The following is a 12,863-nucleotide window of genomic DNA, read 5'->3' as shown; positions in this document are numbered from 1 at the left end:
GGACACGGGGGTCGCGATTCTGGGCTCGGCTCCGCCTCATCTGGTGAGGGGGCTGGCGCGGCGACTTCACCCGACCACCAGGCGTGCTACCCGGCGGCCATACAAAAAGGCCCTGCAAAGATTGCAGGGCCCAACAGGATTACGCTTCGTCCACTACGTTCTGGTAGCCGTCGGCATCCAGCAAGTTGGCGAGCTCGCCGGCGTCGTCCAGCTTGATGCGGAACAGCCAGCCGGCACCGTAGGGGTCGGAGTTGACCAGCTCGGGGCTGCCTTCCAGCTCTTCGTTGATGGCGATGATTTCGCCGCTCACCGGGCTGTAGATGTCGGAGGCGGCTTTCACCGACTCGGCCACGGCGCAGTCTTCACCGGCACCGATTTGCTTGCCCACTTCCGGCAGATCGACGAACACCATGTCTCCCAGCAGATCCTGGGCGTGCTCGGTGATACCGACAACTGCCTCACCGTTGGCTTCAACACGGACCCACTCGTGGGAGGTGGCATATTTCAGTTCGCTCGGGATATGGCTCATTTCTGCTTCCTTTATGCTCTTGAATCGCTTCGACAAAAAGAATCGGCGAAGGGTGACTCCCTGCGCCGCAATAGATTGTTACACCAGTGGCTGGCCGTTGCGCACGAAGGCCGGCTTGGTGACCTTCACGGTGACCAGCTTCTTGCGGATCTCGACCTGAGCCTCGCCGCCGATATCGCGGGGGACACGGGCCAGGGCGATGCTGTAACCCAGGGTCGGGGAGAAGGAACCGGAGGTGATAATCCCCTCACGTGTCTCGCCGCTCTCGCTGGTGAAGGTGACCGGCATGCCGGCCCGCAGCACCCCTTTCTCCTCCATCACCAGGCCCACCAATTTGGGCTGGGTGCCGGCGGCCTTCTGGGCTTCCAGGGCGGCGCGACCGATGAACTGGCGATCGCTTGGCTCCCAGGCCAGGGTCCAGGCCATGTTGGCGGCGAGCGGAGAAACCGACTCGTCCATGTCCTGACCGTAGAGGTTCATGCCAGCTTCGAGACGCAGGGTGTCGCGGGCACCCAGGCCACAGGGGGCCACGCCGTTGTCCAGCAGCGCCTGCCAGAGGGCGCAGGCTTGGGGCTCTGGCACCACGATTTCGTAGCCGTCTTCGCCGGTGTAGCCGGTGGTGGCGATGAAGAGATCGCCGGCCTGCACCCCGAAGAAGGGTTTCATGCCCGCCACGGCGGCGTTTTGCTCAGGGGTGAACACCTTGGCCGCCTTGGCCTTGGCCTGCGGGCCCTGCACCGCGATCATGGCGAGCTCCGGGCGCTCGGTGACGCTCACGGCAAAGTCGATGGCGTGGTGACGGATCCAGGCCAGATCTTTTTCACGGGTCGCGGAGTTCACCACCAGGCGGTAGAAGGTGTCGCCGAGATAATAGGTGATGAGGTCATCGATGACGCCGCCTTCCGGGTTGAGCATGCCGCTGTAGAGGGCCTTGCCGGGGACGGTGAGCTTGGCCACATCGTTGGCCAGCAGGTGTTGCAGGAAGGCTTTGACGCGCTCGCCGGTCAAGTCGACGATGGTCATGTGGGAGACATCGAACATGCCCGCATCGCTGCGCACCGCGTGGTGCTCTTCGAGCTGGGAGCCGTAGTTGATGGGCATCTCCCACCCGTGGAAGTCGACCATCTTGGCGCCGGCTTCCAGGTGCTTGGGATGCAGTACAGTAGTCTGGATCATCGCATTCTTTCCTTAGCAAAGAGCCCTAAAGCGTTAGCGACAACACTCGCGACCCCTCCATCTCGCTTACCTCTCGGGAAGAGAGACAGGATCACAAGGTCTGTGCTCGTTCCTGCCCTTGCCGGGCAAGAGTGATTCCTTGAACGGAGCGGATTATATGACAAGAGCGGAATGCCACCGCTCAAAAAAAACTAATCCACCCCCGTAAAACTGACACCAGACACTAAGGCAAAAACAGTGATAAAAACAGTGGATGACCGGCTTTTGCGAGATTTAATGTTGATTTTCACCGTTTCGTCACAATTTACAGAAAAACGTTTCGCTTCGCGCCAACATTAAAGGCTGGTGCTCCAAAGGGGCATTCAGCCTTGTCAGATTAGTTTTGTTGTGAAAAACCGCGAGTAAGATTAGATTTTTTCACCCTTGGCCAGGGCCGGCAGCTCCCCATCCAGCCCCATGGCGGCCCGGATCACCTGGGTTTTGAGCGGCGTCAGGGCGTCGAACGCCCGCAGCCCTACCCCGCGCACCAGCTTCTTGAGCGGGTGGCTGCCACCGAACAGCCGCTTGAGCCCCTCCATCGCCGCCAGCATGCGGGCGGCCTCGCTCTTGCGCCAGCGCTCGTAGCGTCGCAGGTTGGCGAGCAGGCCGATGTCGGCCCCCGCACGGTGATTGTGCAGGATCTGCTCGGCCAGGGCCGCCGCGTCCAGCAGGCCGAGGTTCACCCCCTGCCCCGCCAGCGGGTGTATGGTGTGGGCCGCATCCCCCACCAGCACCAACCGCTCGCGGGCAAAGTCGCGAGCGTAACGAGCGGTGAGCGGAATGGCGCTGCGCGCCCCTTCCACCTTGCACAGCCCCAGCCGGGCGTCGAACGACGCGGTGAGCCGGCGGTTGAAGCCCTCGTCATCGCAGGCACAGAGTGCCTCGGCCCGGGCGGCGGGCACCGACCAGACGATGGAGCAGAGGTTGGGATCCCACAGTGGCAGGAAAGCGAGCGGGCCTTCGGGAGTGAAGATCTGGCGCGCCACCCCGTCGTGGGGCTCGGCCGTGCGCACCGTCGCCACCAGGGCGTGATGGCCGTAGTCCCAGCTGGTGAGCGGAATGTCTGCCTGACGGCGCACCCAGGAGTGGGCGCCGTCGGCCGCCACCACCAGCTTGGCCGAGAGGGCGCGGCCATCGTCCAGCAGCAACACGGCGCCCGCCTCGCCGCATTGCAGGCTCTGGGCCCGCGCCGGGGTGAGCAGCTGGATATTGTTCGCTCCTTTCAGCGCATCGAGCAGGGCCAGCTGGATGACCCGGTTCTCGACGATATGGCCAAGGGCCGACTGGCGCAGGCTGGCGGCGTCGAAAGCTATGTGGCCGAAGCTGTCTTGCTCCCACACCGCCATCTTGTCGTAGGGCTGCAGACGCCGCCCCTCGATGCCGGCCCAGGCACCGACCCCCTGCAATATGTGCTGACTGGCGAGGCTCAGGGCGCTGACCCTGTTATCCGGCGCCTCCCCGAGCACGGGCTCGGGCAACTGGCCCTCCACCACGGCCACGCTCAGGGCGCTGTTTTTAAGGGCGGCGGCGAGCCCGAGACCCACCATGCCGCCCCCTACTATCACCAGATCCACCGTCTGCATTTGCATTCTTTAGTTCCTTCGCTGGCCGGCCGCCTTGGCCACCGGCATCATCAATCGGTTGGCAGGGGAGCCTGCCCTCATCTCGTCGTCTGGTTGACGAAACCCAGGGTCTGGGCCGCCAGCGGCCCCTTGAGGCAGGCAAATCGCCCCATCAGGGAGAGCGCCAGGTTGCGACCCGCCACCAGGGGGCCGTGGCCGTTGGAGAAGAGCTGGGCAAGAGCTGAGGTCAGCCAGATGGTGTGGTCCTGATCGTCCCGGCGCTGGCGCCAGTAACCGCTGAGCACCTCGAAGCTGCCGATGTCCTCCCCCGCCGCGAGCGCCCGGGCTACCGCCTGAGTGAGCAGGTCGAGATCGCGCATGCCGAGGTTGAAGCCTTGCCCGGCGATGGGGTGCAGCAGGTGGGCGGCGTTGCCCACCAGCACGGTGCGCTGGGCCAGAGGGTAGTCGGCGGCGGTCAGCACCAGCGGGTAGCGGTGGCGCGCACCGCATCGCTCGAAGCGCCCGAGTCGCCAGCCGAAGGCCTGCTGCAGGCGGGCGAGGAAGGCGGCGTCATCCAGCGCCATCAGCGCGTCGGCCTGATCTCGCGCCACGCTCCACACCAGGGACGAGAGCCCGTCTTGCATCGGCAAGAGCGCGAGCGGGCCACCCTCGGTGAAGCGCTCAAAGGCCCGCCCGGCGGGATCTTCCGCCGTCTTGACCGTGGCGATGATGGCGCTCTGCTCGTAGTCGTGTCGGCTGACCGGCATCTTGAAGTGCTGGCGCACGAAGGAGTTGCCCCCATCGGCCGCCACCAGCAGCCGGGTCTGGTAGCGCTCGCCGCTCGCCAGGGTAAGTGTCACCCCCTCCTCCAGCGGCACTATGGTCGCGAGCTGGGCCGGGCAGCGCAGCTGGATCTGCGGACAGGCGGCGATCCCCTGCTGTAGCTCAAGGCCCGCCGCCGACAGCTCGATCACCTGACCCAGGGCCGGCAGGCCATATTCCACCGCCGACAGGCGGGCCTGGCCAAGATGGCCCCGATCCGAGACGTGGATGTCGGTGATGGGAGCGCAGTGGGGGGCGAAGCGAGACCAGAGACCGTGACGGGCCAGGGCCTCGCAGGTGCCCGCCGACAGCGCGATGGCGCGGGCATCGAAGCCGGGATGAGCATTGAGTTCCGGGGCGCTCGCCTCCAGCAGCAGGATCTGCAGGGGCGCACCGCTCGGCCCGCGCAGGGCCGCGAGGGAGAGCGCCAGCACGGCGCCACTCATACCACCGCCGACGATAGCCACATCGACGTGAACCAGAGAGGATTGAGACATGAGATGAGGGGAAGAAGCTGAAAACATGGGGAGATGCTACCACAAAGCCGCTCCCCGGGATGCGACCCCACGGGCAAAAACCGATTGGAGCCATCCGTTGGCCGCTTCCTCATCCGCCGGCGTTCATTGCCCCTCCTCTGCTCCTCTATGCAAGAGAGCGCCACCGGGGCGCTCTCTTTATAGGGACTGACGGTCGCCCGCTGGCGGGGATCAGTGCAGGGTCGGCGGCGCTATCGGGGCATCGGGACGCTTGCCGAACTCCTCGAAGGCCATCATGACCCCGAGGCGCACGTGTTCGTAGAGCACCAGGAAGGAGGCCTCGTTCTCGTCATCCTCCTGATCGAACTCGGCGGAGACCTGGGTGATGCTGGCGATGTCCTGGATCATCTCCTGCAGCTCTTCCGAGGCCCTGGACAGCTCCTGCTGCACCACGCCAAAACCGGCGAGGAAGGCCTGGGACCAGTCCACCAGCGCATCGATACGCTCATCCAGCGGCGCCTCATCGCTTGGCAGCATCAGCTCGACACCCTTTTGCGCCATCAGCCCCTCGATGACGCCCTGATAGAGATCGGTCATCACCTGGCGCACCGGTGCCGGCAGGCCGAAACCGTCGTTGACCAGATCGTTGAAAGGAGGCAGCCAGCTCTTGTCGTCCAGCACCACGCCACCGCAGACCAGGCCGCAGATCACGCCATGGGCCTCGACAGCCGTTGCCATCAGCTCATGTCGCTCCATCAGGTCGGCCACGGCCGCGTATTTCAGGGGGTTTGTTTTGCTCATCTAAGATCCGCTCAAAGTTCAGGCAAATATGCGAAATTTATGGTCAGGATCCTAGCATTCTCCCCCTTCCAGAGCCAGCAAGGCCTTGAAACTTCTGCATCTGCGCTATATAGTCCCGCCCAGTTGTCCACGTGGATAAAGGCGGAAATCAGCCCCGCCGTATTGAGGAAGGCATGAGCATAGAGGCCGTAGAAATCGTCATTCTGGGACGTCCCTACAAGGTATCCTGTCCCCTGGGACAACAGGACGCCCTGCGCCAGGCCGCCGACCAGCTGACCGACAAGCTCATCGAGCTGCGTCAACGCTCCAAGGTCTCCAGCAACGAACAGCTTGCCGTCATGGCGGCGCTCAATTTCTGTCATGAGCTCTGCCTTGAAAAAGAGAAAAACCATCAATACTCTGAGACCATGGACAAGCGGATCAAGATGCTGCAGCGCACCATAGAGGCAGCCCTGATCGAGCACGGCCAATATGGCGATTCCGGCGAAGAGGGCCCCAAGCCCTAAGCGCACCGTTTTAAAATTCCCTGGGATGTTTGTCAGCCGGTTCAAGTCCCCGAGCCGATAATCATACCCAACAGGAAATCTATCTTCTGACTATTGCGCATGCTCGGCCCGACCGAGAAGCCTGCGGCCAGTTTAGATTTCCGCCTTGAACTCACGGTTCAAGGGCCCAAACCGGCAACGGCATTCCGGGGTACCAATAGCAAAAAGCCCGTCAGCATCTGACGGGCTTTTTCTTTGCCTGGATGGTGGATACCACTGCCCCTTCCGGTTCTGTTAGTCAGCTACCACTGTCAGCTTGTATCCAGGCAGTGTTTCCTCTTATGCAGCTCTTCCACACTATCGAGTCGTCGCCAGCTATAAAAAAGCCCGCCAGGGTGGCGGGCTTTTCTCTTGTTGTGCGCGTCAAACGGCCATCTGCTCGTGGGGCGAGCCGTGGTGGCGCAGCCAGGCGAAGCTCATGGCCACCAGCACCACCATCACCGTCATGATGGCCCCCAGGGTCAGCTGGCCCTGCATCGGGAAGCTGGCCGCCAGCAGGGTGACCACACCGGCCCCCAGGTTCTGCATGCCACCCAAGATGGCACCGGCGGTACCCGCCTGACCCGGGAAGGGTTCGATGGCGCAGGAGGTGGCGGTCGGATAGAGGATGCCGCTACCGATGAAGTAGACCGCCGCGCCGCCCACCAGGGAAGCCGCACTCACCAGCCCGAACAGCCCGGGCACCAGAATGATGAGGGAGCCCAGCGCCAGGAAGGCGATGCCAAGGCGCATCAGCTTGCCCTGACTCAGGCGAAAACTCAGGCGGGCCGAGAGCCAGGCACCGAACAGGTAGCCGGGCAGCGGCAGCACGAACAGGACGCTGACGGTGCGGGCGCTGAGTTTGAGCACATCGCCGAGCAGCACCCCGGCCGCCGCCTCGAACACCGCCAGACCCGCGAAGGTTGCCATCAGGCACAGCAGGTTGCCCTGAAAACGCGGGTTGCCGAGCACATGGCGATAGGCGGCACCGACCCGCAGCGGCTGCTGACGCGCGGCCTCGGGCAGGGTCTCGCCAAACCAGGCCAGCAGCGCCAGGGTGGTCAGGGCGCCGAAGCCGAACAGGAACCAGTAACCGGCGCGCCAGTCAAACAGCTCGGTCAGCCAGCCACCCAGCACCGGGGCCAGCAGCGGGGAGAAGATCACCCCCATGCTCACCAGGCTGTTGGCCCGGTTCAGCTCGGCGCCGTTGTAGCGATCCCGCATCACGGTGCGGCTCATGGCGCCACCGGCACCTGTGCCCAGCCCCTGGATGAAGCTGCCGGCCAGCAGGGCGCTGAAGTGCGGGATCAGCTGGATGGTCAGGGTGCCGACTAGGAACACCATCATGCCGATGAGCAGCACCGGACGACGGCCAACGCGATCCGACAGCGGGCCATAGACGAACTGGGAGAGCCCGTAGGGAATGAGGTAACAGGCCATCACCGCCTGCAACTGGCCGGAGGCCACGTTGAAGTCCCCCGCCATCATGGGAATGGAGGGCACATACAGGGTCTGGGTCATCTGGCCCACGGCGACCATCAGGATGGTCAGAAAAAACAGAGGATAGAAACTGTGCCGAGTCATAGCTGTTGTCCCGCAAATCATCAAAAAGCTGCCACGCCCCTGGCAGATGTCTGCAGGGGATCCAAACAAGGGTCACTGAAGGGTAAAAACAAGGCGGAGGACCCGCTCCAGCCGAAAGCAGGACGCTCTCTTGGCTGCGGTAATATTAGTGATTCATGTCACAAAAAACGAACGAATCTTTATAATCTGCTTTCCCAAGTTTTTCTAATGTGACGAAAAACATCCCCTCGTTTCGGATGAAAATCAGGCGTTTATTGCCGGCAAGGCCCCTGCCTGACCCCGCGAACGGGGCCAACTGCGAAGGGGCCAGCGCTTGTGCAGAACCCGGGCCCGATCTGTCGCTAGCGAGTCCAGATAAAGGCCCCTTTTTATCGGGCAAGGCCTTAACTTGCGCATCGACAGGGATCCGACCCTGCTCTACCAGGCTCCAGTACGGCTTCCTTCTCTGATCGGCCAGCGCCTCAGAATGACCACCGGCAAGAGGCCACAGCCCTTTTCACCCGTGCGGGAGCGGTTTTCCCTCCGAGGTAGTGCCTAGAGGCACCACCCAGAAGAGTGCGCCGTCGACAAATGACACCGAATATCCCCAGGACGGCGTTCTCAACAGCCCCATAAAATCAAAGACATAAAAGTTTGTTATTTATTTGTTACTGCAAACTTGCGAACTCGGCTGGCCTCGCCTAAAAATGTAATCGATTACATTTCAACCACAGGTCGCAGTAATGAGCCGAGCCCCCTCCCCCGTCAATCCCGTCTCCATGGCCGCCGTGGCGGAGCAGGCCGGGGTGTCGGTCGCCACCGTCTCCCGGGTGCTCAACCAGCAGGAGGGGGTCACCGCCAAGACCAGGGCCAAGGTCGACCAGGCCGTCCACGCGCTCGGCTACAGGGTCAATCACCTGGCCACCAGCCTGCGCACCGCCAAGAGCTGGCTGCTGCTCATCATGGTGCCCGACCTCACCAATCCCTTCTATATCGAGGTGGTGCGCGGCATCGACCGGGTGGCCCGCCAGCACGGCTACTTCGTGCTGCTGTGCGACACCGGCGCCGATCCGGGGCGGGAGCGCTCGGCCTTCGAGCTGCTGCGCACCCACAGGGCGGATGGCGCCATCTGCCTGGATCCCGACTCCATCCAGCAGGGGTTGAGCCAGGAGATCAACGCACTGCCCTGGGTCGCCTGCTGCGAATTTGATCCCGCCATGCCGGTGCCCTATGTCGGCATAGACAATCAGGGGGCGGCGGCGGCGGCGGTGCGCTATCTGCTGAGCCGGGGCCATAGCCGCATCGCCCTGATAGGGGCGGATCCCGCCTACCTCTATGCCCGCCAGCGTGAGGCCGGGGTGCGCCAGGCCCTCGCCGAGGCCGGGCTGACCCTGGCAGAGGAGTGGAACATCCGGGTCACCAGCTTCAGCTTCCTGGCCGGGGCCGAGGCGGCGCAGCAGTTGCTCCGTTGCCCCCAGCGCCCCACCGCCATCTTCGCCGTCGCCGATGCCCTGGCCATCGGCCTGATGCACAGCTTGCAGGAGGCGGGTCTGCGCATCCCGGACGACATCGCCATCATGGGCTTCGATGACATACCCCTGGCCGCCCAGCTCAACCCGCCCCTCACCACCATGGCGCAACCCATGGACGAGCTCGGCGCCGAGGCGGCCCGGCTGTTGCTGCAGCGCCTGAGCACTCCCGACACCCTGCTGCCCGGCGCCCTGCTCCCCCACAAGCTCGTCGTCAGGGGCAGCGCCTGATGCCACTCATCCTTCTTTGCCAACAGCCTGACAGGGCCGGACACAACCGGAGAACCTCATGAGCCTCAGTGTCGAATTTCACGGCGTCTGCAAGGACTTTGGCCCCATACGGGTGCTGCACGGGGTCGATTTCGACCTGGCGGCAGGCCGGGTCTACGGCCTGCTCGGGGAGAACGGCGCGGGCAAATCCACCCTGATGAAGATCCTCGCCGGTTACGAACCCATCAGCACCGGGGAGATCCGCATCGATGGCGAGGCCCGCCGCTGGAGCTCCTCTCGGGAGGCGGAGCAGGCAGGGATAGTGCTCATTCATCAGGAGCTCAACCTGGCCGAGCACCTGACCCTGACCCAGAACCTGTTCCTCGGCCATGAGCTGAAACGGGGCTGGCTGCTGGACGAGGCCCGCATGGCGAGCCAGACCCAGCATTATCTGGAGCAGGTCGGGCTGCAGCGCGCCCCCGCCACCAAGGTCCGCCAGCTCATCGTCGCGGAGAAGCAGCTGGTGGAGATCGCCAAGGCCCTGTCCCGCCAGGCCAGGCTGCTTATCATGGACGAGCCGACCGCCACCCTGACCCCGGGGGAGACGGCGCGGCTGTTCGCCCTCATCGCCCGGCTCAAGGCCCAGGGCACCACCATCATCTACATCTCCCACAAGCTGGACGAGGTCAAGCAAGTCACCGACGAGATAGTGGTGATGCGCGATGGCCGCTTCGTCAGCCGTGGCGAGACGGCGGCGTTCAGCCGCCAGCAGATGGCCAACCTCATGGTGGGGCGCGAGATGTCGGACATGTTTCCCCCGAGGCTCCCTCCTCCTCAGGACACGGAGATCGCCCTCGCGGTGAAGGGGCTGAGTGTCCCCGGCTGGGTGGACGATCTCGGTTTTGAGGTGCGCAGCGGTGAGATCTACGGCTTCGCCGGGCTGGTGGGGGCCGGTCGCACCGAGGCGTTCGAGGCCATCCTGGGGCTGCGCGAGCGCCAGGCCGGCAGCATCCAGCTGGCTGGCAAGGCGGTGCGTATCGACAGCCCCCGCGCCGCCATGCAGCAGGGGCTCACCTATCTGCCGGAGGATCGCAAGGGCAAGGGGCTGCACACCCAGCTCGGGCTGACCGAGAACCTCACCCTGATGACCCTGGCGCGCTATGCCCACCCCTGGCTGGACAAGGGGGCGGAGCGAGCGGCACTCACCAGGGCCATCGCCGATTTCGGCATCAAGGCCGGCTCCCACGGGATCCGGGCCCGCATGATGTCGGGGGGCAATCAGCAAAAATTGGCCCTCGCCAAGTTCCTGCACCCGGACCCCAGGGTCATCGTCCTCGACGAACCCACCCGGGGGGTGGATGTGGGCGCCAAACGCGACATCTATTTCCTGATCCAGCGACTGGCCGCCGAGGGGCGTGCCGTCATCGTCATCTCGAGCGAGCTTATTGAACTGATCGGCCTGTGCCACAGGGTCGCCGTGCTGCGGGCAGGCCGCCTGCAGGCGGTGCTGCCCGCCCATCATCTGACCGAAGAGGAGTTGATCGCCTATGCAACCGGCACCCACTGAAACCCGCAAAGAGCGGCTCTCCTCCCTGCTGTCGGGCACGGGCCCGCTGCTGGGGCTCATCCTGCTGTGCCTGCTCGGGACCCTGCTCAACCCCGACTTCGCCACCCTGGACAACCTGCTCAACGTGCTGACCCGCACCGCCTTCATCGGCATCATCGCCGTGGGCATGACCTTCGTTATCATGTCCGGCGGCATCGATCTTTCGGTCGGTGCCATGGCGGCCCTGATCGCCGGTGCCATGATCCTCATCATGAACCGGCTCGGCGCGGGGCCGCTGGCGGAGTCTCCCCTGCTGGTGGTGATCATCGGCATAGCGCTGGCCCTGCTGCTCGGCCTGCTGTTCGGAGCCGGTCACGGCCTGCTCATCACCAGCGGCAAGATCGAGCCCTTCATCGTCACCCTCGGCACCCTCGGCATCTTCCGGGCCGTGCTGACCTATCTGGCCGATGGCGGCGCCCTGACCCTGGACGATGCCCTCGGCGACATCTACAGCCCCGTCTATTACGGCAGCCTGCTGGGGATCCCCATTCCGGTCTGGGTCTTCCTGCTGGTGGCGCTGGCCGGGGGCTTGCTGCTCAACCGCACCGCCTTCGGGCGCCACGTGCAGGCCATCGGCTCCAACGAGCAGGTGGCGCGCTACGCCACCATCCGGGTCGATCTGGTCAAGCTGCTCAGCTACGCCCTGCTCGGGCTCTGCGTCGGCATCGCCACCCTGCTCTATGTGCCGCGCCTGGGCTCCGCCACCCCCACCACCGGGCTCTTGTGGGAGCTGGAGGCCATCGCCGCCGTGGTGGTGGGCGGCACCTCCCTCAAGGGAGGCGAGGGGCGCATCTTCGGCACCCTGGTGGGCGCCATCCTGCTGTCGGTCATCAGCAACATCCTCAATCTGACCAGCATCATCAGTGTTTACCTCAATGCGGCCGTGCAGGGCGTCGTGATCATCATGGTCGCCTTCATGCAGCGCCGGCGTTGAGCTTGTGGTGGAAACGGCAGTAAGACGAGTGGCGAGGGCTCCCTTCGCCGGACAAGGAACGGGCAGCAGCCCAACAGTCAAGAGGCTATCAAGATGAACAAGATGCTACACACCCTGGGCGCCTGCGCCCTCATGCTTGGCGCCAGCAGCGCCCTGGCAGCCGAGAAGATGACCCTGGGGGTCTCCATCCCGACCGCCACCCACAGCTTCACCGCCGGCATCGTCTGGTGGGCCAACAAGGCCAAGGAGGATCTGGAGAAGGCTCACCCCGATCTCAAGGTGATCGTCAAGACCGCCGCCACGGCGCCGGAGCAGGCCAACCAGCTGCAGGATCTGCTGACGGTCAACAAGATAGACACGCTAGTCATCTTCCCGTTTGAGTCAGCCTCTCTGACCAAGCCCGTGGCCCAGGTCAAGAAGAAGGGGGTCTATGTCACCGTCGTCGACCGGGGGCTGACCGACACCAGCGCCCAGGATGCCTACGTGGCCGGGGATAACACCGCCTTCGGCAAGCTGCCGGCGGAGTTCATCGCCAAGACCCTGAATGGCAAGGGGAATGTCGTCGCCCTTCGCGGTATTCCCACCACCCTGGACAACGAGCGCTTCGACGCCTTCAGCGGCGTGATGAAGCAGCATGGGGAGATCAAGATCCTCGACGCCAAGTACGGCAACTGGAACCGCGACGACGCCTTCAAGGTGATGCAGGACTTCCTGACCCGCTTCAAGCACATCGATGCGGTCTGGGCAGCGGATGATGACATGGCGGTGGGGGTGCTCAAGGCCATCGATCAGGCCAAGCGTACCGACATCAAGCTGGTGTTCGGCGGCGCCGGCGCCAAGGGGGCGATCAAGACCCTGATGGAGGGCAGCGATCCCCGCATCCAGGCCAACGTCTCCTACTCCCCCAAGTTCATGTATGACGCCATCATGCTCACCGCCGAGGCTCGCATCAAGGGCGAGCGTCTGCCGGCCAACACCATCATCCCCTCGGTGCTGATCACCCCGCAGACGGCCAAGGAGTTCTACTTCCCCGACTCCCCGTTCTAAGCAATGACTGGCGATCGGCCCAGCCGATCGCCAGTCCGTCATCCG

The 12,863-nt window shown here is 64.2% G+C and carries 11 protein-coding genes and 1 other RNA gene; 6 read left to right on the top strand and 6 right to left on the bottom strand.

Annotated elements, in window-relative coordinates; genetic code table 11:
• Positions 1-139 precede the first annotated feature (139 nt).
• The 5 genes from gcvH to BN1124_RS07920 form a co-directional block, all read right to left on the bottom strand.
• Positions 140-529 carry a glycine cleavage system protein GcvH gene (gene gcvH, locus BN1124_RS07940; RefSeq protein ID WP_033129072.1) on the bottom strand — a complete coding sequence of 130 codons (390 nt, stop codon included), beginning with the start codon at positions 527-529 and terminating at the stop codon, positions 140-142.
• Positions 530-607: 78 nt separating this feature from the next.
• Positions 608-1,705, bottom strand: a complete 1,098-nt coding sequence (gcvT, locus tag BN1124_RS07935; RefSeq protein WP_042640660.1) for a glycine cleavage system aminomethyltransferase GcvT — start codon at positions 1,703-1,705, stop codon at positions 608-610.
• 407 nt (positions 1,706-2,112) lie between these two features.
• A complete protein-coding gene (locus tag BN1124_RS07930; protein ID WP_042640658.1) occupies positions 2,113-3,333 on the bottom strand; it encodes an FAD-dependent 2-octaprenylphenol hydroxylase in 1,221 nt (406 codons plus the stop codon).
• A gap of 71 nt (positions 3,334-3,404) precedes the next feature.
• A complete protein-coding gene (gene ubiH / locus BN1124_RS07925; RefSeq protein WP_042640656.1) occupies positions 3,405-4,625 on the bottom strand; it encodes a 2-octaprenyl-6-methoxyphenyl hydroxylase in 1,221 nt (406 codons plus the stop codon).
• 210 nt (positions 4,626-4,835) lie between these two features.
• A complete protein-coding gene (locus tag BN1124_RS07920) occupies positions 4,836-5,405 on the bottom strand; it encodes a UPF0149 family protein (RefSeq protein WP_033129068.1) in 570 nt (189 codons plus the stop codon).
• Between the two features lie 173 nt (positions 5,406-5,578).
• On the opposite strand from BN1124_RS07920, the gene zapA reads away from it, so the two are divergent.
• Positions 5,579-5,911 carry a cell division protein ZapA gene (gene zapA / locus BN1124_RS07915; protein WP_033129067.1) on the top strand — a complete coding sequence of 111 codons (333 nt, stop codon included), beginning with the start codon at positions 5,579-5,581 and terminating at the stop codon, positions 5,909-5,911.
• 14 nt (positions 5,912-5,925) lie between these two features.
• Positions 5,926-6,107, top strand: a non-coding RNA gene (gene ssrS / locus BN1124_RS20810) — 6S RNA.
• 206 nt (positions 6,108-6,313) lie between these two features.
• Here ssrS and emrD read toward each other — a convergent pair.
• Positions 6,314-7,513, bottom strand: coding sequence for a multidrug efflux MFS transporter EmrD (emrD, locus tag BN1124_RS07910; RefSeq protein WP_042640652.1), 1,200 nt, complete (start codon positions 7,511-7,513; stop codon positions 6,314-6,316).
• 722 nt (positions 7,514-8,235) lie between these two features.
• Between emrD and BN1124_RS07905 the strand changes: the two genes are divergently transcribed.
• From BN1124_RS07905 to BN1124_RS07890, 4 genes are all read left to right on the top strand, one after another.
• Positions 8,236-9,252, top strand: a complete 1,017-nt coding sequence (locus BN1124_RS07905) for a LacI family DNA-binding transcriptional regulator (protein WP_052445579.1) — start codon at positions 8,236-8,238, stop codon at positions 9,250-9,252.
• A gap of 58 nt (positions 9,253-9,310) precedes the next feature.
• The gene (locus BN1124_RS07900; protein WP_042640649.1) at positions 9,311-10,798 is read left to right on the top strand and encodes a sugar ABC transporter ATP-binding protein; all 1,488 of its coding nucleotides are present in this window, start codon (positions 9,311-9,313) and stop codon (positions 10,796-10,798) included.
• Complete coding sequence (locus BN1124_RS07895; protein WP_042640647.1) at positions 10,779-11,771, top strand: ABC transporter permease; 993 nt, start codon at positions 10,779-10,781, stop codon at positions 11,769-11,771. The genes BN1124_RS07900 and BN1124_RS07895 overlap by 20 nt, the downstream gene beginning before the upstream one ends.
• A 93-nt stretch (positions 11,772-11,864) precedes the next feature.
• Entirely contained in the window at positions 11,865-12,818 is a 954-nt protein-coding gene (locus tag BN1124_RS07890; RefSeq protein ID WP_042640645.1) for a substrate-binding domain-containing protein, read from the top strand.
• The last annotated feature ends 45 nt before the right edge of the window (positions 12,819-12,863 follow it).

Origin of the sequence: Aeromonas eucrenophila (assembly GCF_000819865.1) — a bacterium.
Lineage (GTDB): Bacteria > Pseudomonadota > Gammaproteobacteria > Enterobacterales > Aeromonadaceae > Aeromonas > Aeromonas eucrenophila.
The sequence above is the reverse complement of the archived record's forward strand: the minus strand, read 5'-3'. Positions and strand labels throughout refer to the sequence as shown.

Excerpts from the sequence above, each read along its gene's own strand:
- BN1124_RS07900 (WP_042640649.1), top strand. The coding sequence starts at position 9,311 with ATGAGCCTCAGTGTCGAATTTCACGGCGTCTGCAAGGACTTTGGCCCC.
- BN1124_RS07905 (WP_052445579.1), top strand. The coding sequence starts at position 8,236 with ATGAGCCGAGCCCCCTCCCCCGTCAATCCCGTCTCCATGGCCGCCGTG.
- emrD (WP_042640652.1), bottom strand. The coding sequence starts at position 7,513 with ATGACTCGGCACAGTTTCTATCCTCTGTTTTTTCTGACCATCCTGATG.
- gcvH (WP_033129072.1), bottom strand. The coding sequence starts at position 529 with ATGAGCCATATCCCGAGCGAACTGAAATATGCCACCTCCCACGAGTGG.
- BN1124_RS07890 (WP_042640645.1), top strand. The coding sequence starts at position 11,865 with ATGAACAAGATGCTACACACCCTGGGCGCCTGCGCCCTCATGCTTGGC.
- ubiH (WP_042640656.1), bottom strand. The coding sequence starts at position 4,625 with ATGTCTCAATCCTCTCTGGTTCACGTCGATGTGGCTATCGTCGGCGGT.
- gcvT (WP_042640660.1), bottom strand. The coding sequence starts at position 1,705 with ATGATCCAGACTACTGTACTGCATCCCAAGCACCTGGAAGCCGGCGCC.
- zapA (WP_033129067.1), top strand. The coding sequence starts at position 5,579 with ATGAGCATAGAGGCCGTAGAAATCGTCATTCTGGGACGTCCCTACAAG.
- BN1124_RS07895 (WP_042640647.1), top strand. The coding sequence starts at position 10,779 with ATGCAACCGGCACCCACTGAAACCCGCAAAGAGCGGCTCTCCTCCCTG.
- BN1124_RS07920 (WP_033129068.1), bottom strand. The coding sequence starts at position 5,405 with ATGAGCAAAACAAACCCCCTGAAATACGCGGCCGTGGCCGACCTGATG.
- BN1124_RS07930 (WP_042640658.1), bottom strand. The coding sequence starts at position 3,333 with ATGCAAATGCAGACGGTGGATCTGGTGATAGTAGGGGGCGGCATGGTG.